Here is a 23,885-nt window from a genome sequence, read left to right on the forward strand (position 1 = left end):
AGCAAAGCTAACATTGAAAGGTAACATTATGAAATACTCATTCGCTCTATTGATATTGGCTTTCACAGTTTGTGCGCATGCAAAAGAGCAGCGATACCCTTATAAATGTCATATTGAAATTGCAGACAAACAACAAGCTATCATTGATGTAATGACAAAAATAAATAGTAACATTGCGGCAACGAAAGTCGCAGCAAAAAGCAAATTCAGTTGGCCTCAGCAAAAAAAGCAGCATATAGCCAAAATACACCAGTGTATTCCTGCATCATCAAAATTTTCGAGTGTCGAAATTAACAAACTCGACGAGGATACACTGAGATAAGCAATGAATATGGCAAGTTGATAGAGCGGTTAATGACGACAGCCACTCGTCTCGACCTGAAGTACAGACTCACTGACTTTAAACTGTAGCTTTAATATTTTTTCTATTTCATGGCGGCACATTTCATCATGTTTTTCAATTGTACAAGCGTGTTTTAAGACTATATGCGCTCCGACTATGAAACGATTATCCAGTGCTTTCACCGTTAGGTTATGTACATTTTCTATGTGTTCAATTTTCAGCATTGCGGCTTCTATTTTCTTGAGCGATGGTAAACGTGGTTTTGCGAAAAACAAGCCCCTCAAACAATGAGTTATTAACTTCAAACCAGTAAATAATACGAACACAGAAATCAGCATACTAGAGAGCACATCCACCACTAACCAGCCGGTGAAATGAATAATCACGCTCGCGATAAAAGTCGACACAGTCGATAGTAAGTCAAAAAAGGTATGAAGAAATACCGCATAAACATTAATACTATCTTTTCGCCCTTTGTATAACACCCAAGCAGCTGCTGCATGAAACAAAAAACCAATCGCAGCAACACTCGACATAACAAACGTATTAATAGCTAACTCTTCACCATGGTGATGCTCGAAAAACCGCTCGCTGCCTTTAAATAAAATAAAACTGCTAATTAGCAAATACAGCGTACCGTTAATTAACCCACCCGTTAACTCAGCTTTTTGATAACCATCGTGGTACGTTTTCGCTAATTTAACCGCGATAGAAGATGCAATGAGTGCAATAAATAAAGAACTGTTATGAATAAATAAATGGCCGGCATCAGCTAAGACCGCTAACGAATTAGCATAATAGGCGCCAAACAACTGGATGACCATAAATGTGCAGGTAATAGCCAGTGCAATTAATAAACGTCGGCGGGAAGCCTGATGAGTTGTTATATCTGTCATTAAGAAAAAAGGGCCTTTGCCAAGCTGTGCAAGTTTAGTATCAATAATGGCAAGGGTGACGTCTTGCAAATTAAATATGTTATATAGTCTCAATTGTATAAGTTAAGTCGTAGAAAAGCACTCAATATTTAGAATATTCAGCTCAAACTCTAGTAGATGCCTTTTTTTTAAACGCCTATCGTGATAAGTTCTGCACATTGTATACAATCCGGAGTGTGAGATGACTATTGGTGTAGGTGGTTCAACCCCAGAACAAGAATTAGCAAATTTGAGCGATATGACCTTAGATATTCAGCCTATTGAGGAAAGTGAATATCAAACAAGGATCAGTCGCGCACAAACTTTAATGAAACAAAACAATATTGCTGCGATGTATCTCGATGCTGGTACGAACTTATATTATTTTACTGGCTTAAAGTGGTATAAAAGTGAGCGAATGGTGGGTGCAATACTTCCGGCTGATGGAGAGCTTGCTTTCATCGCTCCTTTTTTTGAGGAAGGTTCATTACGTGACCACATGTTAATCCAAGGTCAATTTATTGGCTGGCAAGAACATGAAAGCCCCTACGATGTTTTCGCAGATACCCTGACCAAACTCAATATTTACCATGGTCAGGTCGCGATTGATGAGTCAGCTTCATTTTTTATCTTTGATGGTTTACGCAAAGCAGCCCCATCGCTGAGCTATGTCAATGCAGATATCATTACCGCAACATGTAGAGAACAAAAGTCAGCGGCCGAAATTGCATTGATGCAACGCGCAAAAGACATGACCTTAGCTGTTCATAAAGCGGCAGCGAAAATACTGAAGCCCGGTATGTCTACACGAGAAGTCAGTGAGTTTATTGATCAGGCGCATCGGAAAGTTGGTGCGAAAGGAGGCTCATCTTTTTGTATCGTTCTATTTGGCCTAGCAACATCCTTTCCCCATGGTGTTAAAGAAGCGCAAATATTGCAAGAAAATGACTGGGTACTCATTGATACCGGTTGTTTAGTGCAAGGTTATAACTCCGACATCACTCGGACTTACGCTTATGGACACGCAACCGATGAGCAAAAACGAGCTTGGCAAGCTGAGAAAGATGCCCAAGTTGCCGCTTTTGAACAAGCACAAATAGGTCATAGTTGTGGGTCAGTCGATGAAGCCGCACGTCGTGTGTTAGCTGAATATGGTTTCAGCCCTGATTATGATCTACCTGGGCTGCCACATCGAACCGGGCATGGGTGTGGATTGGATATCCATGAATGGCCTTATTTGGTTAGAAATAACCCCAAACCACTTAGTGTGGGCATGGTATTTAGTAATGAGCCTATGTTAGTTATTGAGCACCAATTTGGTGTACGTTTAGAAGATCATTTCTATATATCTGAAACTGGGCCTGTCTGGTTTACGCAGCCTGCGTTTAGTTTAGACGACCCATTTGGCTTAAACGCATAATCCGTTTGGGTTGAGCGGCTGCTCAGCCCAAACTTAAAATTAAATTAAACTAAACATTAAACTAATTATTTCACCGCATACTGCCCACAGCTTGTCTTATCTGTATTTACTTTTTATAAAATGATAATTAAAACATCAGCATTACCATTTTTAGACAAGGCATCTCATGAAAATCACTTTTTTAGCTGCGAGTTTAGCGCTCGGTTTAACGACTATTTCAACAAATGCAGAAACTATCCACTTTACCAATAAATTCACTAAACAAGCTGATTCACTCGTTGTCTTTGCATCTGAAGATCAACAAAGTACACAATTTAAAGAATTCGATGCCATCACCAAGGGTCAACTGAGCAAAGCTATCGCTGCGAATAAGTTCGAAGGTAAATTTGGTCAAAAGGTCGAAGTTATCGCCCCGTCTAATCTAGATTACCAACGTGTTGTAATTGTCGGTTTAGGTCAGCAAACCAAGCTAGATACCGCGGCAGTAACCCGTCTGGGCGGACAGCTATCAGCAAAGCTGAATCAAGATTCGATCGCAACTATACATATTGCCGCGGATAATATAACAACTGCCAGTAAAACATCATTTGGTGCACAACTTGCGCACGGCATCAATTTACGTGCCTACAAATTTGAGCAATACCACAGCAAAAAACGCGTTGAAAAAAACTATTCTATCGATACAGAAACAACTGAAATAGATAAGGCTGCTTATCAAAAATTACTTAATTTAGAAAAAGCGGTCTTTTTTGCTCGCGATTTAACCAATGAAACAGCCTCCGCTATGACCCCGGCAATGTTTGCAAAAGAAGCATTAAAGCTTAAGAAACTTGGGGTTGAAGTTAAAGTTCTTGAACCTAAACATCTGAAAAAATTAGGGATGGGTGCACTTGAGGCTGTCGGGCGTGGAAGCAAAGAAGGTTCTCGCCTCATAATTGCTCATTACAAAGGCAGTGACGATGCACCGATTGCATTAGTCGGGAAAGGTATTACGTTTGATTCAGGCGGCTACAGCTTGAAAACAGGCGCTTCAATCGCACGTATGAAATCAGACATGGCGGGCGCGGCGGCGGTCCTTGCAACTGTAAAAGCATTAGCACTCAATAAGAGCGATAAAAATGTCGTCGCTGTCATGGGAATGGCTGCTAATATGGTTTCAGAGCACTCTATTGCACCAGGTGATGTTGTTACAACAGCTGAAGGCTTAACAGTTGAAGTGGTCAACACCGACGCAGAAGGACGTTTAGTATTAAGTGATGCAATGTGGTATGCCCGAGAATTTTTCAAGCCGCAAGTAATGGTCGATATTGCCACATTAACTGGTTCAAAAGTCCGTGCGCTCGGCAATGAGTATGCGGCCATTTTTTCTGAGGATGATACACTTGTAGAGCAACTTACTTATGCAGGTAAACAAGTTAACGAAAACGTCTGGCGTTTGCCTTTAGGCTACAAAGACGCATTAAAGACTGATATTGCTGATTTAAAGAATATCGGCTCATACGGTCCGGGTGCAACGACGGCAGCATCATTTTTGCAACATTTTAGTGGCGATGTCCGTTGGGTTCATCTCGATATCGCTGGCAATGCATTGGCGAGTAAAGCTAAAGATGAAGTACCAAGTGGCGGTACTGGCTTCGGTGTGCGCTTATTGAACGAGTGGATAGAGACACAATCAAAGTAACTTATTGACTCTGACTTAAGGGCGTTTAAAGGCAGCTTTAAGCGCCCGTACTTTTTCTGGCTCCATATCTTTGTGGCACGCGAAATATAAATCACTTTTTGCAGCTTCTATTCTATAAATTGGCTGTAGTTTTAATAAACTTTTATCAACTGTCTTTCTAAAATCAAACTGCTCTTCGTTTAACACTAATAATTCAATTATCTCCTTTCGTGTATCCACTAACTCATAAATTTTATCAAAGTTGTCAATGACGATTAAATTCGATAACTCAGAAAACCCAGCATGTTTTAAATAATGATGACTAAAGTTGTCGCGCACGACTGCAATCTTATACTCTTTGGCGTGTTCTAACGTTTCGAGCAAAATATCACTTCCTACCAGGGCATAAAAAGATGCATTGAACCTATGTAACTTGGCAATCCAATTAAATTTGTCTTCCCTTGCCTCAATTCGGGCAATTGAAAATATACATGTATTGCGATCTCTTAGAGCTGCATTATAGGCTACAGACCATGGGTAAATCGTCAAACTATAATCAATATCCGCAAGCTTTAATGCTTGCTCTACTTTCTGTGTTGATAAACCGATTAATTGGCCTTGTGGATTCAAATACTGAAAATTAGGTAAGATTTCTGTCACGATATTAATTTTGGCAGAGGCTGAAAAGCTCAATAGCAGGGTTAACACACAGTAAACGATAATTTTCATAACAGTTGAATTTAATTTGTCATTACAGTCAGCTTAGTTTAAAAAGGTCAACATTCATATTATTTGTTACAAAACAATAAGAACGATTCTCTTCTTTAGGATTTTTATCTATACTGCCGTCACTATCCAGACCACTAATGGTAAAATTATGTGCATTCAAGGTCAGTGTTTATGTGGTGCCATTGTATTTGAAATTAACGGTGAAATATCAGATATCATTCATTGCCATTGTTCTTTATGCCGTAAGTCTACGGGCACAGCTTACGCTACAAATGGTTTTATCAATACCAATGAGTTTTCCATAACCCAAGGTAAAACCTTACTCAGCTCTTATGAAGTGAAGCCCGGAAAAGAACGCCATTTTTGCTCTCGCTGTGGTTCCCCTGTCTACAGCTCAAATCGCGATACTCCTGATAAATTACGCATTAGGTTAGGGTTAATAGATACACCAATTGAAGCTCGGCCTATATCGCACAATTTTGTTAGCTCAAAAGCAGAGTGGGACGACCTAGACGATACACTCCCCCGTTATGATAGCTTTGAACCCAGCCGGCAACAAAATAAAGTCGGCTAACAACCTGATGCTCTTTCATTTAACTGGCTATTTTTATAAAGTGCTGCGATAAACATAAAGAACCAACAACGATGAAAATCAGTAAACGCATTATATGCATTGAGCAGCTCATTCTTAATCACTATCAACACATTTGGGACTGCTGTTGCGATCATGGATTTTTAGGTGCGCGATTACTCGAATCTAAACGAGCGCCTCATATCCACTTTGTTGATATTATCCCTGAGATAATGACCAAACTAACGCAACAACTCGGGCACTTTTACCCACCCGGGCTGCCTATGAATTCAACATGGCATGTTCACTGTCAAGATGTTGCAACCATCGAGCTCCAGCAATACCCGAATGATAGCCATTTAGCCGTCATTGCAGGAGTTGGAGGAGAGTTAACGGCGCATTTAGTCACCCAAATCAGCCAAGCGCATCCTCATATTAATATTGAATTCTTACTTTGCCCTGTCAATCATACCTTTAAACTCAGGCAAACACTGGAGCAAATTAAGATGGGATTGATCAGTGAAATGCTATTTGAAGAAAAGCAACGTTTTTATGAAATAATACACGTCAGTCAACGCGCAAAAGACCAGATCAGCGCGACGGGATTTAACCGTTGGCAAGCAGATAAAACCATGCACATCCAATACCTGACTAAATTACTTAACCATTACGAAAAAAGCCGTCAACACAGTCAATCCGATCATCAAGCGTTTTTAGCTTATCAAACACTATATGATCAACTTAACAATGCCCTTTAGCCTGATCTTCATTTGATTTATACTGCCCAGATTGTTCACTACCTTTGAAACTATGCATTTACTCAAACAAACTCGCCACCCCGATGCTGAATCAAACCCTTCGACGACATTATTACGCATCGCTACTCGCGCCATCGTTTTACGTGGTGATATGATCTTGTTACTTTATACCAAACGCTACGATGATTATTCGTTACCTGGTGGGGGGGTTAATGAGGGGGAATCTCTTTATGATGGTTTAAAACGCGAGCTCGCCGAAGAAACTGGCGCATCCGATATACAGATTATTGATGAGTTTGGGCTATTTCGTGAGTGGCGGCCTTGGCATAAACCTCCTTACACAACGGTACAAATGGACTCATACTGCTATGTATGCCAAATCGCACAGACATTATCTGCCACACAATTTGAAGCGCATGAAATCAATAATGGCATGGAAGCTTTATGGATTAACATTCATCAAGCCATTGCCCATAATCACTACATCATCAAACATAGTGATAAAAAAGGCTTATCAATTGAACGCGAAACCTACTTACTAGAGCGTATTGCTACGCAGTTATTATAAATAGGAACAAAATGAGCAAAAAATTTTATGTCGTTTGGCAAGGCTTAAAACCAGGGATATATCAGAGCTGGGCCGATGCAAAACAACAAATCGATGGGCAAAAAAATGCCCAATTTATGGGCTTTACTTCAGAAGTCGAAGCAAAAAGAGCATTTAGCGCACCGTACAGTGTCGCCCTCAAAGCGCGATCCAAAACATCCCCGGCTGCCAAGTCATCAACCATCAAAACCAATCAGCCACAGTCTTCGCACCCAGTACACATATACTGTGATGGGGCCTGTTCGCCCAATCCTGGAAAATCAGGCACTGGTATCGCGACTTATCAACAAGGTAAGCTAACTGATTTGTGGTACGGGTTATACAACGCTAATGGCACGAATAATACCGCAGAATTATTAGGCCTCTTAATGGCTTTTCGTATGGCTGAAAACTTTATTGCTCGGGGTTTAACCGTAAATGTGTTATCAGACTCTAAATATTCAATTGATTGCATTACTAAATGGGCACAAGGTTGGCAAAAAAAAGGCTGGACACGCGGAAAAGGTGAAGAAATTAAAAACCTCGCACTAATTCAAGACTGCTTTGCACTCTATCAAGGCATTAAAGATCAGATCAGTGTCAGTTATGTCAAAGGTCATGCAAATATTGAAGGGAATGAATTAGCCGATAGAATGGCTGTATTCGCAAGAAACCAAAAACAAGTCGAACTCATTCCTTATAAAACCAGTTTAGACATTCAAACGGTTCTGGCTATGCCTTCTGGTTAACATAAATATTTCAATAACTTACTTAACTTTAACAATTCTTTAGTTCAAATTTAGGTAAAAATCAAGCCAGTTATCGCCCAAAATGTAGACTATTTCATCGATTTCTTTATAATTGTTTCAGATTTAACAACGAAAGCGATAGCATAAATGGACTTTTCAAGCGAAGAACTTGCTTTTTTCAAACATGTTTTTCGAGATAATGATAGTCAATCAGATCTCGATAACCATAAACTCACAGTACAAACTCAAGTGCCTAATAACCTTTCTGCAATTTTAGAAAATGCCAAACTCAGTTTGCTAGCAGAAATCAGTCATTATCAATTGTGGTTTCCGTTATCACTGCAACTAGATGAATTTGGAGAATTTAAAACTAAACTGGGCACACCGGAAGTCATCGATGTTAATGGGATTGAACGCAGCTGGCGAATTGATGCGCCCGAAAATGTCACCATTTTCGACGAACAAACTCAACAAAAATATGATGTCCTTTCTCTTTCAAGCACAGGTGTGACACTTAGGCCACAAGATTCTGAGTATTTACAACACTCATTTGATCAGCAATCACTGCAAATAAATTTACCCGATCTTGGTTCTGTGAAATTAAAACTTGAACCAGTAAGAAGCCAAGACAACATTATCAGTGCTCGCTTTCAACAATTAGAAGCAGGGAGAGAACGCTTACGAAAATTTCTTTTTAACGTGCACAGAAGCCGTTATTCACATTTATATCATGACTTAAAATAATGACTCACTAGCCACTTAGCTTAAATTCAGCTAGACTTCGCGGCCAACTAAAAAGGGCCTCAAATGATTGATCAGTTACGCACCCATCTAGAACAACTTGGTGAACCTTACGTAGAAAAAAATGCCATCTTCAAAATTAAGGTTATTCCTATTTTCTGCGCCATCTCAATAAAAAAAGATCACAAAAACGAAGGAAAACTCACCTTCTATTCGAATCAGTTAGTTGAAATTTTACTGATTAGTTTGTTTACATTATTTGGTTTAGCTATTTTTGACCCGCAAGAAGGGTTAACTCAAGGCCCACTTCAACTGTCAATTTCAGCGTTTATGAGTTTAAATTTGCTCATCAAACAAATCGCTATCGAGTCACTTAAAACGCGCCTCATTCATTGCAAAATAATGGACAACCAGCAGAGCCTTATAGAAAATACATCTGCAACAAGTCAATAAATTAGTTATAGTGTTTAGCAAAGGTAAATTAATCAGTTAGTTAAAATGACAATACAAGTAAACGGACGCGAGAACTTTATTCCTCTGACAAAATCAGATATCAAATCCCTTTGCCAAGATTGTCTGCCAACAGAACATCTGCATGACTTCACTGCATTTTGTTCGATGTTAGAACACACACTCCACTATGAGCATTATCAGTTACTCAACACACTAAAAGAAAATTACGCCCCTTTTGACCCAAATAAAGATACCCGCGACTTACACCCGTTAACACCACAACAGCGAGAAACAGCGCAAACACTTTTTAATCACGCTTTTACTGAAGTCTTAACTAAGGCTAATTTTGAACAAATTACTGCAAATGATTTAACTCAGGCACTTAACGAAGAAAGTTTATTTAAGGTGCGCTTGGAAGTGAACTTTGATGATTTTGCTCATGTGGTCTTTTATCGTCGTGGTGAACAGCAAAAAACAGAAACCATTCGCACCTGGTGGGGGCTGCGTAAACAAACACTGAAATTTACCAACTATGATCGGGTTGCTGTGTATATCCAATTCAAGGATGAAGCCTATTTTGCCGATTCCAAGCGAACATTACTCGGTTTTGAACCGGGTGCTACCATAATAAAACTGTTCCAAAATGTACCAAAAGCTGATTTAGAGATGTTATTCCCTAATTCAGAAGTAAGAATGCGGCCCATCGATAAAGTCGTCATTGGTGGTTCGGCCATTATTGGAGGGGCCATTGTATTAATTACAAAATTGGGTGCCTCGATCATCTTGCTATTTGCTTTACTATCGTATTGGTTTGGATTATCAGATAAGCCCGTTACTTTAAACCAGCAACAGCTGATCGCTTTAGGGATTGGCAGTGCCATTTTCGGTAGTTTTATCTTTAAAGAATGGGGTAAATTTAAAAACCGTAAAATAAAGTTTATGAAAGCGCTCGCCGATAACTTGTATGTAAAAAATTTAGATAACAATGCAGGGGTCTTTCATCACCTACTGGATAATGCCCAAGATGAAGAGTTCAAAGAGGCACTCCTAGCTTATACCGTGCTGGTTGATGCAAATAAAAGCATGAGCGCGCAACAAATCGATCAAAAAATTGAAACTTGGCTTGCACAAAAAACAGGGATCGAAATTGATTTTGAAATTGACGACGCACTTAATAAACTCACCCGACTAGGGTTAATCACACAACAAGCTGATCTCTTTTACGCTTTTCCTATAAGCCAAGCGAATCGTATTCTCGATACGCAATGGGACAAGGTATTTGAATTTTAACCTACGGATCCGTTATTATGCGTTTTTAAGTCAACATTCCCCTAAGCATGGCTGAAACTCCTATTAAACAAAACATAACTATTTTTGATGTTGCCCATGAAGCGGGCGTCTCAAAGTCCACAGTTTCATTGGTTTTAACCGATAGCGACAAAACATCTGATAAAACCAAACAAAAGGTCATCGCCGCCATTGAGAAATTAGGATATGTCTACAACCGCGAAGCTGCATCATTACGCAGCAAGCGTTCGAAAATTGTCGGTGTATTAATTAATGACTTAACCAACCCTTATTCTGCCCAATTGGCGGTTGGCCTAGAACATCATTTACATCAACTTGGTATGTTGCCCATGCTGATAAATAGTGATGAAAACTACCAACGACAAAAAGACATTGTGCGAACCTTACGCGAATATAATGTTGCAGCAATCATTATGTGTCCGGCTCCTGGCACTGAAACCAATTGGGTTGATCAATTAATCAGTTCTGGTTTACCCGTCATTAATATTATGCGTGAAGTCCCCTACTCGAATGCGCCATGTGTTTTGCCTGATAATCAAAAAGGCAGTCACCAAGCAACTAATCACCTGCTTAGCCAAGGATTAACAAAACTTGCCTTTTTAGGGGGTACTGATGATATCTCTGATTTTCATCAGCGCCTAGCCGGGTTTCATAGTGCAATCAAACATGCCAATATTGATGTAAACCACTGCCCTGTGCTTCAAGCCCCCACTAATCGTCAAGGAGGCCGTGAAGCAATGAAAACACTGCTTAAACAACACCCTGATTTACAAGGTGTCGTGTGTTTTAGTGATGTCATTGCTTATGGCGCAATTGAAAGCCTAAAAGCGAGCCAGATCAATGTAGGTGAACAAATAAAAATTGTTGGATTCGATGACTTAGCTGATTCGAGTTTAATGAGCCCTGCGCTGACTACCGTTCGTATCGATGCCGATGAGATTGGTAAACGAACTTGCCAAGTTTTAACTGAAATTCTACAAGGGACCCAGCCGCCTGTTCGGACCTTAGTTGATGTGAATTTAAAAGTTCGAGCTTCGGGTTAAGAACTTTACACTTATAATGAATGAATCAAATACTATGAAAAAAGTGCTTGTTATTGGCTATGTTTGGCCAGAGCCAAACTCATCCGCAGCAGGATACCATATGATGTCTTTGCTAAAATTGTTTAAACAGCAAAATTGGCTAGTTGAATTTGCTTCCCCCGCGCAGCAAACTGAGCATATGGTTCAACTCGTTGATGAGGGCATCACTCAACAAGCAATAAAATTAAACTGCGATAGTTTTAATGATTATATCGCGACATTAAACCCAGATATTGTGATGTTCGATCGTTTTATGATGGAAGAACAGTTTGGCTGGCGTGTGGACAAATATTGCCCTGATGCAATTAAAATTTTAGACACTGAAGATTTGCAGTGCTTACGTGATGCACGATTGCAAGCACATAAAAAACAACGACCCTTTACCACTACAGACTTACACAGCGATCTCGCTAAACGAGAAATTGCCGCGATTTTACGCTGCGATCTATCCTTAATCATTTCAAGCTTTGAAATGCAGCTGCTTAACGATGTTTTTCAGGTCGAAGCACAAATTTTACATCATTTACCATTCATGGTTGCCGCAGAGAAAGTTCCAGCCCAAACCCGGCCGTTTGAGCAAAGGCAACATTTTATGACTATCGGTAATTTCCGTCATGCTCCAAATTGGGATGCCGTGTTGTATTTACAGCAGATCTGGCCGCTGATTAAAAAACAACTTCCCGATGCAGAGCTCCATATTTATGGCTCTTACCCACCACCAAAGGCTACGGCTTTGCATAATCCAAAAACGGGGTTCCTTATAAAAGGGTGGGCACAAGATGCCTATGAAGTGATGGAACAGGCCAGAGTGTGCCTCGCCCCGATTCGCTTTGGTGCTGGTATTAAAGGTAAATTACTTGATGCGATGATTATGGGCACTCCCAGTGTAACCACGTCAATTGGCGCAGAAGGTATGCATGGTGATCTTCCTTGGGGGGGGACTATTGAAAATGATCCGGTCAGTTTTGCGCAGGCTGCAGTCGCACTGTACCAAGATGTAAACCAGTGGGAAAATGCTCAACTGTGTAGTGATAAAGTGTTATCAACCTTTTATCAAGCAGAAACACTTGGTGATCATTTGATCCGACGGATTGCACAAATCAGTGCGAATGTCACAGAGCACCGCCATAAAAATTTCCTCGGGGCTATGCTTAAACACCACACTTTAGCGAGCACTAAGTACATGTCACAATGGATCACTGAAAAAAATAGGAAAACAGTGAGTTAAATCTTAAAATAATTTAAATAAACATGGACAGCAGGATTAATCACACTACAATCCGCAGCGAGAATTGTTCTGCTATTTTTTTAAGCTTTTATAGCTAATTTAGTGGCAGAACACTTAATTTAGACCTTATAACTTCGACTGGAACCCGTGTTGAAAACTGCGACATTTACCGAAAAAAGAAAATTCATAGTAAAACTAGGCAAAATGCTCCATAAATATGGTACGCCCGCCTATCGCCTTGAAGCACATCTAATTGATGTGACTACTTTTTTAGGCCTTAAAGCATCATTTATTATCATCCCAACTGCACTCACGTTTGTTATTTGGACAGATGGCCATGAAGATGAATACACCCATGCTGCGCGAGTTAACCCAGGCGATCTTGATTTGGGCTCTTTGTCTCGTACTGATGAGTTAGTTGATCAACTGTCAAAAGGTTTGATGACATTGAAAGAAGCAGATCAACGACTTGATGAAATTGACCAAATGCCAAACCCGCACAATAAGGTCAGTATTGGTGTTGCTTTTAGTATGTCATCAGGTGCTTTTGCGATGCTAATGGGCACTAGCTGGAACGACGTGTTTTGGTCAGCCATCATAGGTACGTTAGTGTATCTGTTTGTTGTATGGTCGGCGCGTTCTAAACGAGTGGCACATATGCTCGAACCGTTAGTGGCCATTGTATCGGCGTTTGTCGCCTGTACTGTGGCTGCATATATTGATCCAGCGATTAATATCCGGCTTGTCGTGCTCTCCTCTATTATTGTGTTTATTCCAGGTTTAGCGCTTACCTTAGGGCTTGCAGAGTTATCTGCGCGGCACTTAGTGTCTGGCACTGCGCGAGTGATGGATGCAATGATGTTGCTATTTAAGCTCTACTTTGGTGCGTTTTTAGGAGTCGCATTTGGTTTAGCTGCGTTTGGAGAAGTCGAATTTATTAAGCCTGAGCCGATCCCTAAATGGACAGCTTGGTTAGCTATTGCCATTTTATGTTCTAGCCTAATTGTAATTTTTAGAACAAAAGCCAAACACATTGTTTGGTCGATAGCTGCAGGCTTCATTGCCTATGGTGCAAGCTTGTGGGGTGCGATTTACTTTGATTATGCCTTAGGCGTATTTGTAGGGGCATTTGCTGTGGGTGTGTATAGTAATTTATTTACACGTATCGCAAATGCGCCAGCTGTTATTGTGGCAATGCAGGGGTTAATTGTACTTGTCCCGGGTAGTAAGATTTATATTGGCTTAAATTCGTTAATATCAGGTCAAAACTTTGTCAGTGCAGATCACATAGGCCAACAAACATTTTTAATTTTGATGTCACTGATCGCCGGTTTAATTTTCGCCAACGTCGCGTTACCGCCAAAGAAAATTTTATGATACCCAAGCCCTCTCATTAAATATGAGAGGGCTTGCTCTTTTAACCCACTCAACCCACTGATAAATTTCGATTGTCGTATAAATTTTTCTAAAATCCACACTAGAAATATACCTTTTTTTACGTTGTAGACTAGCCTTATCAAGGAACCATTTAATGGTTAATTATTACAAGGTTGATCTATGCACAATAAAAAACAACGACCGTTATTCATTTTTTTTGCTTTGTCGTTTCTCATAATTCCACATATTTTATGGGCTAAACAACCTGCTCAAGCACCAATTCATGCCCTCTTGCGACATGCTAATCAATTACTTCAACAAAATAATTTCTCGGCTCTTTATAATTTTCTACTGCCTTATGAATTAACCTATGCTGGGAATGAACAATATGATTACTTACTTGGGTTAGCTGCATTAGAATCCAAACACGCCAATATCGCAGTTCAAATATTGCAACGGGCGGTTGATATGGATGCGATGTTTTCAGGAGCCAGAATGGCATTAGCTCGTGCGTATTATACTACTGGCGATTACGAGCGCGCCCGTCATCACTTTGAATTATTGCTGTTGCAGAACCCACCCGCTCCAGCACAAAGCGCCATCAAACAATATTTAGTTAATATTGACCTACACGCTCAAAAATATACTCCACACCTGTCAGCATGGATAGAAGGCACATTAGGTTATGACACCAATGCAAATGCGTCGACAGAGCAAGACTTATTTTACGGATTTCAATTAGACGAAAAAAACATCGAGACCGCTTCCTCTTTTGCTTCTATCAATGCAGGTTCATATTACTCACACCCTTTAACTTCTCAATCTCGATTTGCCGCATCGGCGAATGCGGGACATCGAGCCAATCCCTCCGCCACTTATGTCGATCTCACATACTTGAGCCTAGATGGTCAATACCATCACAAATTCGACCCTTTTTCTGCTTATGGTTTTTTAAAAGGAACCACCACACTAATCGACAGCCATTATAATCAACGCTCCCTTGAGCTTCATAGCGGCATTGACTATGCTGCCAGCCAAACAGTCAGTTTTAATTTGCATTTAAGTATCGCTGAACAACTTTACGCTGATGAATTAAGTGTTCAAGATGCCATGAGTTATGCTTTGTGGCTCACTTCAACAAAAACCAACAGAAACAACTCACTGGTCGGGTTTTCAATCGGCGTCGCTACAGATGAAACCAAACAAGCAGACAGCCCATATTCAAATAATAAAGTAAGTGCGCGGTTATTTTATCGGATCCCATTATCCAACGCATTAAGGGCTAATTTTCAGTTAGCTTCTTACCACACAGATTATGATTCCGAGCCCGGTTTTTTTGGCGAAGTTCGCAAAGACAAACGTTATAACGGCTCTGCAGCACTCACTTGGCTAAATTTCATGGGCGAACAGTGGCAAATGACTGCTCGGTTGTCTATTACCAACCATCAGTCAACCGTTTCTTTGTACGAGTTTCAACGTACTGAAATTGGCCTTTCTGTACGAAAAATTTTTGAATAAGGATAGTCCATGAATAAGTCAACTATCATTTTTTTAGTGCTTTGTCTTAGTTTTTCTGATTTTGTTAGCGCCAACGCAGGGCAAATACTCTTCGCTATTGGTGATGTAAAAATTAAGAACAATACAACTATCAAAGCCAATAAAGGGGACTCAATACATGAAGGTGACACGATAATTACTGGGGATAAGTCTCGCGCTCAACTACTTATGTCTGATGGGGCAAGAGTATCAATTAGAGCCAACTCACTATTAACGATTGATGAGTATCAATACGCTTCTTCAGGCCAGAGCCAAGTGTCTACAACCCAAGCTAAAAGCTCTATGAGTCTGCTAAAAGGAGGGTTTAGAACAATTACTGGGGCAGTTGCATCTGGACCCGATAAATCGGGTTATCAAGTAAAAACAGCGGTTGCTACCATTGGCATCAGAGGGACCGATTATACGATTCTTTATTGCGATGATGATTGTTTATCTTTAGATCACAAAAATAATCAACCAATTAAAAATGGTCTTTATGCTGGGGTCAGTCAAGGTGCCATCGTGCTCAATAATTCTGTAGGCCAGCTACTACTCAATCCCAGTGAATCTGGGTTCGTGGAAACTCGCTTTAAAACACCTGTCAAATTACTTGGCCCACCGAGTAGCTTATTTGGTGAAACAACCGCTACGCAAAAACCAAAAGATGAAGAAGAAGCTGAAGCTGATAATGGCTCATCTTCAGATGAAACATTAATCACTGAAATTGCGACGGTGAGTAATGCGCTTCAAATGTCTGCACCAATCACTAAACCAACTGATACTACCACGACATCAAATGCTGACATTGCGAGCGCCGTTACGCCCGATAAAAGTGATATTGTCATTACTAAAGTGATAAAAGATGATAATGGTGACGATGTAGTAATTGATGATGGGCAAGCACCAGAAATTGTCGCATCAAGCCAAGCTGTCATTGCCGCTTCTGAACTTCTGAACAATTTAGGAATTGCTCAACCAATTAATGATGCTAACGATAATCAATTTGATAACAACGGAAACTTAATCGCATTTAATACATTGCTCTCCGATCAAGTCGCGGCTTTAACAATTGGCTCAGCGAGACAAAAAAACCTTGGCTATGATGCAACATCAGGCTTTCGTTGGGGTCGTTGGAGTAATGGTTTAGCCAGTATTAACGGCTCACCTTTAGATTTATCTCAACAGAGTATTCATTGGCTTAGCAATGAATCATTTGATCCCAGTGTTGTTTTAACCAAAACAGGTCAAGTTAGCTATAGTTTAATAGGTAATACAGACCCAACTAATAATCATGGCGATCGGGGGATATTAGGCAATGCAACATTCTCCGCAGATTTTACGAATCAATCCGTTACAAACGAATTATTGATTGGGATAAGAGGACTTGTTTGGCGAGCTGTAGGACAGGGCTCGATCAGTAATGGGTTTAATGCATTTACAGGCCGTTATGATCAGGTTGAAATTGACGCTGTTTCAGGTGGAAGTGGTCATTTTAGTGGCTTTTTTAGCTCAAGTAGAACAGCAGACAATTTACCGTCCGCTGCAGGGCTTGTTTATAGCTTGAAAAATCCTTCTGCTGAAGACGTAGTGTCGGGTACGGTGATTTTCTCTAATCCTAAGTTTAAAAATAGGTAAGCGCTAATGTGGTATAACACCTTAAAAACCTCACTTAAATTAGCAGTCATCACTATCATCACGGGCCTTCTCACTGCGTGTGGTGATGGAAGTCCTTCTCAAGACTTACCGGCCGCTCTGCAGCCGATCGCGACTGAAACTACCATATCCGGCAGTGCTGCAAAAGGCGCTTTGATTAACGCCGTGATTAAAGTATATAACCTTGATGAAGGTGGGAATATCAGCGATCCTAATCCTGTTTTTGAAACTACCACCAATGACTTAGGTGAATTTACGCTTACAATCCCACCAAGTGATACCCCTCGATTAATTAAATCTTTTGGCGGCAGTTACATCGATGAAGCCGATCAAGAGCCAGATATTACCCTTAAACGTAGAATCAACTTCACACCCGAGCAAGGCCTAACATCGGTGTTGTTGCCTAATCAAACATCTGTTGCCATCACGATCGCTTCAACAGCTTTGATTGCAAAAACAAAAGCTGAGAGCACCAGTAATAACTTTTTACAAACTCTCACACTCAACCAAACCAATGCAGCAACCGCTTTCGGTTTTAATATTATCGACACGGTTCCTGCCGATACCCTTTCACCTTCAGATACTGCAACAACCACTCAGATGCAGTACGCCTTAGTACTAGGGGGTCTTGCAAATCTAGTCAATCGCTATGCCTTAGAGCTCGGGTTTGGCGAACCAAACTTTTCAATCATCGAGGCGATTATCCACGATCTTTCTGATGGTATTGTTGATGGCCAGTACCAAGGAGTCCCCCTTGAGTTTGAAAACAAGTACGGCGAGCAACAAGCTTTACCACAGGACATCAGCTTAAATGAACAAATTAACCGATTCAAAAACAATAACAGTGAGAATTTTTCACAAACGCCCTCTATCACAGTCAATGAACTGATTTTACAACAACCGCAAATCACCAACTTGTCTCCGCTTGTTTCCGTTTCTCAGCCCCTTGAAGTTGAGGGACTTAAGACAGCAAGTATTACCGCTTCAGCATCAGATCCCGATGGTCAAGTAGAAAGCATTAACTGGACACAAACCAGTGGGCCAGAACTAGAGCTGCAAGATACTCACACTGAAACCCTAACATTAACTGCGCCAGACGTGCTGACTAATTCGAAAGCTTTTTTGCTTGTCAATGCCATTGACGATCAGGGAGCAGTGTCTAGCGCTACAGTAGAAGTAATAATCATAGCTCGTAATCGTGCCCCAATCATTACCTTGCCTGAGAGCTTTGAAATCAATGAACAAACTCAAGCTTCAATTGCTGCGACAATCACAGATAGCGATGGCAGTGTATCCGAAATACAGTGGCAACAAACTGCGGGGCCTAAAGTTGAATTAGTTGGAAGCAATAGCGCGACAATCCGCTTCACCACTCCTGAGGTTACTACAAAAACACCTATCAGTTTTGAGGTCACTGCAACTGATGATGATGCTGATTCAGCCTCTAAAAATATTACCATCACAATTATCCCTTTAAATATTCCTCCAAACGTGTCAGCAGGCTCACCTCAGATTATATATTCTGAGAAAATAGCAACACTCACAGGTGAAGCATCAGATAGTGACGGTAGCATTTCCTCCTCTGTCTGGTCACAAATTAGCGGCCCTGCCGCGTCAATAACTTCACCTTCATCTTTAAATACACAAATTATTGCCCCTAAAGTCAGTGTGATCTCTGATTTAACTTTTAACTTACACGTCACAGATAATGAAGGGGCAACAAGTAGTGCTGATGTCTCTGTCATCGTAAAACCTATCATAGCTCCAACTGTTTTTGCGGGCGAAGATCAAATTGTTGAATCTAATTCATTAGTGAACTTACAAGGCGCTGCATCTGACTCAGATGGTGAGATAGTATCCATAATTTGGGCACAAACGACTGGCACGGTTGTTTCTTTAGCCAATAAAAATTCACTTACCACACACTTTACGGCCCCAACCGTCACAACAAAGGTACAGTTATCTTTTAGCTTAACCGTCACTGATAATACAGGTGCAAGTACTTCTGACTCACTCATCATCACCGTCGAGCCACCCAACCTTCCCCCGCAAGTTGATGCTGGGGAAAATCAAGTCACCCATTCAGGATTGCCAGTGATCTTGTCCGGACAAGCAACTGACTCTGATGGCACTATTACCGCTTACTTGTGGGCACAAACAGCTGGCCCCTCTGTGGCCCTTTCAAGTCCAACAGAAGCTTCAACCAGCTTTACTGCCCCCATTGTTAGCACCAATCAAGTACTCAGTTTTACACTCGCTGCAACCGATGATGATGGCGCGACACATTCAGCCAGTGTCGACATCACCGTTGAGCCATCTAACCTTCCCCCGCAAGTTGATGCTGGGGAAAATCAAATCACCCATTCAGGATTGCCAGTGATCTTGTCCGGTCAAGCAACGGACTCTGATGGCACTATTACCGCTTACTTGTGGGCACAAACAGCTGGCCCCTCTGTGGCCCTTTCAAGCCCAACCGAAGCTTCAACCAGCTTTACAGCCCCCATTGTTAGCACCAATCAAGTGCTCAGTTTTACACTCACTGCAACCGATGATGATGGTGCGACACATTCAGCCAGTGTCGACATCACCGTCGAGCCACCGAATAAAGCGCCCGACATAGCTTTAACAAGTTTTCAAACTGTGAATGCAAGTCAAAGTGTCAGCTTATCCGCAACGGTAACTGATACAGATGGCACGATTAGCAGCTATTTATGGCAACAAACATCGGGTACGACCGTCGCTTTAAGTGGTGCAAACACTGCTAATGCAAGTTTTATCGCACCAAATGTGAGCCAAGACACTACATTTACCTTTACGCTATCTGTGACTGACGATGATGGATTAACTGCTTCAGCCAATACTACAGTCCTTGTTGTAGCCATAAATACACCACCCACAGTCAATGCGGGTCCGGATCAATCAATTCATGGTGGGCGTGTAATCAGTCTAGCAGGATCAGCATCTGATAATGGCTCAATCAATGCGTATGAATGGTCGCAAATTTCTGGCAATATAACTGTCAGTTTTTCATCTCCTACAAGTGCCATCACCACGATTAACTCTCCTATCGTTCAATCAAATGAAATACTTGTATTACAGCTGAAGGCGACCGATGATCAGGGCTTAATCGGTACAGACACCGTTACAGTGACAATCATGCCCCCTAATTTAAACCCCACTGCGAGTGCAGGTCTTGATACCACAGCGATCGGTAATCAGATCATCACATTAAATGGCACAGCCTCTGATTCCGACGGGACAATTTCAAGCTACCTTTGGACTCAAGCAGCCGGAACCAGCGCAACAATTAGTAATATTAACGCGTCATCTACGCAAGTTACTATTCCAGCGAATAGCTCCGGTGAAGTCCTGACTTTCAAATTAACCGCCACTGACGACGATGGTGCCATAGCTCAATCATCTGTCGATGTAATCGTCTATGCCCCAGTACTTGCATGGCAATTTAATTCCAGTCAAGCGATTCACTCCTCACCCGCAATAGACAGCAATGGCAACATCATTTTTGGCAACGATGGGAATAAAATTTATTCTATCGCTCCTGCAGGTACTGAAAATTGGCGCTATACCGCAGGTGGCGCAGTAAAAAGCTCTGTGATGATAGATAATACTGATAATATTTATGTCGGTGCTGGCGATGGGGCCGTTTATAAATTATCCTCATCTGGAGCAAATCTTTGGACTTTTGCAACCAGTGATCCAGTCATAAACCCTGTTACACTTGCAAGTAACAGTGAAGTATATGTATCTTCAGGCAATAATACCTATGTATTACTTGCCGATGAAAGCGGTACTCCCGATCAAATAGGCGATGTTAGTTTTTCAGATACGCTCTCTGCCGGTTTAACCGGCTTGCCTGGCGTTGTAAATGAAAATGCACAACTAATATATCCTGCAAGCACAGCTGTAATTAATCAAATTGAGCTTTCAAGCACACCGGTAATAACTTCTACCTTCATGTCTCCAAGCGCACCGGTCGCTTCAGGGATATCTCTACTGGGGACTGATTCTGCCGGCTATTTCATTGATAGTAATGATCTGGTGACTTATTTCGAAAATGTCGATGGAATTGTTGTGCAAACTGTTCAAATTCCTTTAGCTGATAGCAGTGTCACCCCTATCGTTATTGGCTATGATAATGATATCTATTTCGGCACACAAAATGGTTATTTTTATAGATATACTCTTAACAACGCAGGATCTAGCTTAAATTGGCAAAGTAATATAACTAGCTTGATTTCCAGTTCAGCTATTCTGTTAACTGATGGCGAAGTGATCAATTCTGTCATTTTTGGTGCTGAAGATGGATATGTGTATAGCTTAAATCCGAATGATGGCGCGCTACAGTGGAAGTTTAAAACAGCAGCAGCCATTAAAACAGCCCCTGTATTTTACAACAACACACTGTATGTCACGTCTACCGATGGTAAATTATATGCCATTTTACTTACTGGTCAGTCTCTATCAACCAGTCCGTGGCCGATGTACCAACGTGATCCCAAACATCAAGCCAATATGGATAATTCATTACAGGCTGGAATGAACTAAGTGAGTGCAGAGAATGTAAAAAAATATTTCTCCCGAGTCGTGATTTCGACGGTTGTATTTGTCCTGCTAGCTATCCACACAAGTGGTCATGTAAAGTGGTCAATCATTACAAAAGTCGAAAATTATTTGTATGATCTTCGACTATTGATGACCATGGAACAAACCATGGATAAACAAGTTATTATTATCGATATTGATGAAAAGAGCTTAAACGAACAAGGCCAATGGCCTTGGCCCAGAGATAAACTCGCCAACCTTATCAATACTTTATTTGACCATTATCAAATCAAAAGCATTGGCTTTGATGCTGTATTCGCAGAAGCAGGCTCCGCCAATTCACTTAACACACTACGACACTTGCTTAACCTAGGTGTAATTAACCAAACACAATTTCAAAATTTGCTCATAGACTTAGATGATGATCAAAAATTCAGTGAATCTCTAATAGCACGTGATGCAGTCATGGGTTTTGTATTCAAACATAGCATCTACGATACACAGCAAAATGGTGAATTGCCTATGCCGTTGGCTCCCTTAGACATGTTGAGTGTTGTAAAATCCGATCTGTACTTTGGCACAGGCTATGCCGGTAATTTACCTCTTCTACAACAGGCGAGTGGCTATGGCGGTTTTTTTGACTATATTCGAGATGATGAAACCCTAAGAAAAGTACCTTTAATTCAATATTTTGAAGACGGTATCTATCCATCTCTCGCATTTGAGTTAGCGCGGGTGAGTTTAAACTTACCTCCCATAGAGTTTCAGCTTTCGGGGAATAAACACTCCACAAGACGCTCCCTTGAGTATATTAAATTAGGTAATTATCCTATTCCTGTAGATCAAACAGGTTCTATTTACGTACCTTTTAGGGGGAGGCAAGGAAGCTTTTCTTATGTTTCTGCAACCGATGTACTGTCACGCACTGCGCCGTCTTCCCAACTTAATGATAAAATCGCTTTATTGGGCACCAGCGCTTCCGGTTTACTTGACTTACGGTCAACCCCTGTTGGAAAAAGCTATATCGGTGTTGAAGTACACGCTAACATTGTTTCTGCAATACTTGAGCAACGTTTTAAGCACGCACCTGGGTATCGTTTAGCCATTGAATTACTTAGTTTATTTGTATTAGGTCTATTGATGACCTTCATTTTTCCATTCTTACAGTCTGTGGGCGCAGCTCTGTTTCTAATAACCCTAAGTACCGTTTACACTCTGCTTAATATCTATTTTTGGCATTGGCAAAATATAATATTAACACTCGCGACTCCGTTATTTTTTATTTTGATCTGTGGCTTTTTACATCTCAATTATAATTTCTTTGTCGAACAAAAAAATAAACGCCGATTATCCAAAGTATTCAGCCAATATATTCCTCATGAATTAGTGACTGACTTTGATACTAATCAAGCAGAAATGTCACTAGCTGGTGAAAATCGAATCATGAGTGTGTTGTTTACCGATGTACGTAATTTTACCAATATGTCAGAAAAAATGACGCCCACAGAACTGACTATTTTAATGAACGAATTTCTCACCCCCATTACTCACAGTATTCATCAGCAAAAAGGTACTATTGATAAATATATGGGCGATGCAGTCATGGCTTTTTGGGGCGCGCCAATCAGCGATGAAAAGCATGCCGCACATGCTATTTATGCTGCTTTGGACATCATTCAGCAAATGGATAAACTGACCCAAGAGTTTACTGCAAAAGATTGGCCTGAAATCAAAGTAGGGATTGGGATCGCCAGCGGTGAAATGAGTGTTGGAAATATGGGCAGTGAATTTCGTATCGCTTACACGGTAATGGGTGACACTGTAAACTTAGGCTCTCGATTAGAAGGGATCACCAAAGTCTATGGTGTGGATATTATCGTCAGCGAATCAACTAAATTAGCCGCACCACAATTTTTGTATCGCACGATTGATAAAGTCAAAGTTAAAGGTAAAGATAAACCCGTAACCATTTTCGAACCACTCGGCGAAATCCAGCTCATCGACAATCAGTTAACTGAGTTAACTAGCCAATACGAAGCTGCCCTAAATTTATATTGGCAAATGCAATTTTTAACTGCGCACCAAGCATTCAGTGCCTTACATCAATCACAGCCAAGCAAGCTAATCGAAATTTATCTTGAACGGTGTCAACTTTACCAAACCAATCCACCCGCCTCGCCTTGGGATGGCTCATTTACTCATACAAGTAAATAG

At 40.9% G+C, this 23,885-nt stretch carries 19 protein-coding genes; 17 read left to right on the top strand and 2 right to left on the bottom strand.

Annotated features, from left to right (window positions below):
• The first annotated feature begins 28 nt into the window (after window positions 1–28).
• Window positions 29–322, top strand: a complete 294-nt coding sequence (locus AC3KVK_RS17605; RefSeq protein WP_490310348.1) for a TapY2 family type IVa secretion system protein — start codon at window positions 29–31, stop codon at window positions 320–322.
• Window positions 323–351: 29 nt separating this feature from the next.
• On the opposite strand, the gene AC3KVK_RS17610 is transcribed toward AC3KVK_RS17605, so the two are convergent.
• Window positions 352–1,239 carry a cation diffusion facilitator family transporter gene (locus tag AC3KVK_RS17610; RefSeq protein WP_490310672.1) on the bottom strand — a complete coding sequence of 296 codons (888 nt, stop codon included), beginning with the start codon at window positions 1,237–1,239 and terminating at the stop codon, window positions 352–354.
• Between the two features lie 220 nt (window positions 1,240–1,459).
• Here AC3KVK_RS17610 and AC3KVK_RS17615 point away from each other — a divergent pair, with 220 nt between their 5' ends.
• A complete protein-coding gene (locus tag AC3KVK_RS17615) occupies window positions 1,460–2,677 on the top strand; it encodes a M24 family metallopeptidase (protein WP_490310347.1) in 1,218 nt (405 codons plus the stop codon).
• Window positions 2,678–2,843: 166 nt separating this feature from the next.
• Complete coding sequence (locus AC3KVK_RS17620) at window positions 2,844–4,358, top strand: leucyl aminopeptidase (protein ID WP_490310346.1); 1,515 nt, start codon at window positions 2,844–2,846, stop codon at window positions 4,356–4,358.
• Between the two features lie 15 nt (window positions 4,359–4,373).
• Here the strand turns inward: AC3KVK_RS17620 and AC3KVK_RS17625 are convergent, their stop codons facing one another.
• Entirely contained in the window at window positions 4,374–5,066 is a 693-nt protein-coding gene (locus AC3KVK_RS17625) for a transporter substrate-binding domain-containing protein (protein WP_490310345.1), read from the bottom strand.
• A gap of 148 nt (window positions 5,067–5,214) precedes the next feature.
• Here AC3KVK_RS17625 and AC3KVK_RS17630 point away from each other — a divergent pair, with 148 nt between their 5' ends.
• The 14 genes from AC3KVK_RS17630 (at window position 5,215) to AC3KVK_RS17695 (ending at window position 23,885) form a co-directional block, all read left to right on the top strand.
• Entirely contained in the window at window positions 5,215–5,640 is a 426-nt protein-coding gene (locus AC3KVK_RS17630; protein WP_490310344.1) for a GFA family protein, read from the top strand.
• A 71-nt stretch (window positions 5,641–5,711) separates the two neighbouring features.
• Window positions 5,712–6,395, top strand: a complete 684-nt coding sequence (locus AC3KVK_RS17635) for a tRNA (adenine(22)-N(1))-methyltransferase TrmK (RefSeq protein WP_490310343.1) — start codon at window positions 5,712–5,714, stop codon at window positions 6,393–6,395.
• A 52-nt stretch (window positions 6,396–6,447) separates the two neighbouring features.
• A complete protein-coding gene (locus AC3KVK_RS17640; protein ID WP_490310342.1) occupies window positions 6,448–6,963 on the top strand; it encodes an NUDIX hydrolase in 516 nt (171 codons plus the stop codon).
• Window positions 6,964–6,974: 11 nt separating this feature from the next.
• A complete protein-coding gene (locus AC3KVK_RS17645) occupies window positions 6,975–7,730 on the top strand; it encodes a ribonuclease H family protein (protein ID WP_490310341.1) in 756 nt (251 codons plus the stop codon).
• Window positions 7,731–7,877: 147 nt separating this feature from the next.
• Window positions 7,878–8,474 (top strand): hypothetical protein, encoded by a 597-nt coding sequence (locus AC3KVK_RS17650; protein ID WP_490310340.1) that lies wholly within the window; start codon window positions 7,878–7,880, stop codon window positions 8,472–8,474.
• Window positions 8,475–8,537: 63 nt separating this feature from the next.
• Complete coding sequence (locus AC3KVK_RS17655) at window positions 8,538–8,924, top strand: hypothetical protein (protein WP_490310339.1); 387 nt, start codon at window positions 8,538–8,540, stop codon at window positions 8,922–8,924.
• Window positions 8,925–8,969: 45 nt separating this feature from the next.
• Window positions 8,970–10,214, top strand: coding sequence for a TMEM143 family protein (locus tag AC3KVK_RS17660; RefSeq protein WP_490310338.1), 1,245 nt, complete (start codon window positions 8,970–8,972; stop codon window positions 10,212–10,214).
• 47 nt (window positions 10,215–10,261) lie between these two features.
• The gene (locus AC3KVK_RS17665) at window positions 10,262–11,275 is read left to right on the top strand and encodes a LacI family DNA-binding transcriptional regulator (protein WP_490310337.1); all 1,014 of its coding nucleotides are present in this window, start codon (window positions 10,262–10,264) and stop codon (window positions 11,273–11,275) included.
• 34 nt (window positions 11,276–11,309) lie between these two features.
• Window positions 11,310–12,542, top strand: a complete 1,233-nt coding sequence (locus AC3KVK_RS17670) for a glycosyltransferase (protein WP_490310336.1) — start codon at window positions 11,310–11,312, stop codon at window positions 12,540–12,542.
• A gap of 150 nt (window positions 12,543–12,692) precedes the next feature.
• Complete coding sequence (locus AC3KVK_RS17675; protein ID WP_490310335.1) at window positions 12,693–13,919, top strand: threonine/serine exporter family protein; 1,227 nt, start codon at window positions 12,693–12,695, stop codon at window positions 13,917–13,919.
• A gap of 180 nt (window positions 13,920–14,099) precedes the next feature.
• On the top strand, window positions 14,100–15,437 hold the full coding sequence (locus AC3KVK_RS17680; RefSeq protein ID WP_490310334.1) for a tetratricopeptide repeat protein: 1,338 nt from the start codon (window positions 14,100–14,102) through the stop codon (window positions 15,435–15,437).
• Window positions 15,438–15,446: 9 nt separating this feature from the next.
• Window positions 15,447–17,090, top strand: a complete 1,644-nt coding sequence (locus AC3KVK_RS17685; protein ID WP_490310333.1) for a FecR family protein — start codon at window positions 15,447–15,449, stop codon at window positions 17,088–17,090.
• A gap of 6 nt (window positions 17,091–17,096) precedes the next feature.
• Window positions 17,097–21,674 (top strand): PKD domain-containing protein, encoded by a 4,578-nt coding sequence (locus AC3KVK_RS17690; protein WP_490310332.1) that lies wholly within the window; start codon window positions 17,097–17,099, stop codon window positions 21,672–21,674.
• The gene (locus tag AC3KVK_RS17695; RefSeq protein ID WP_490310331.1) at window positions 21,675–23,885 is read left to right on the top strand and encodes a CHASE2 domain-containing protein; all 2,211 of its coding nucleotides are present in this window, start codon (window positions 21,675–21,677) and stop codon (window positions 23,883–23,885) included. It begins immediately after the preceding gene.

This window comes from Pseudoalteromonas sp. J2K-J979, assembly GCF_058169715.2.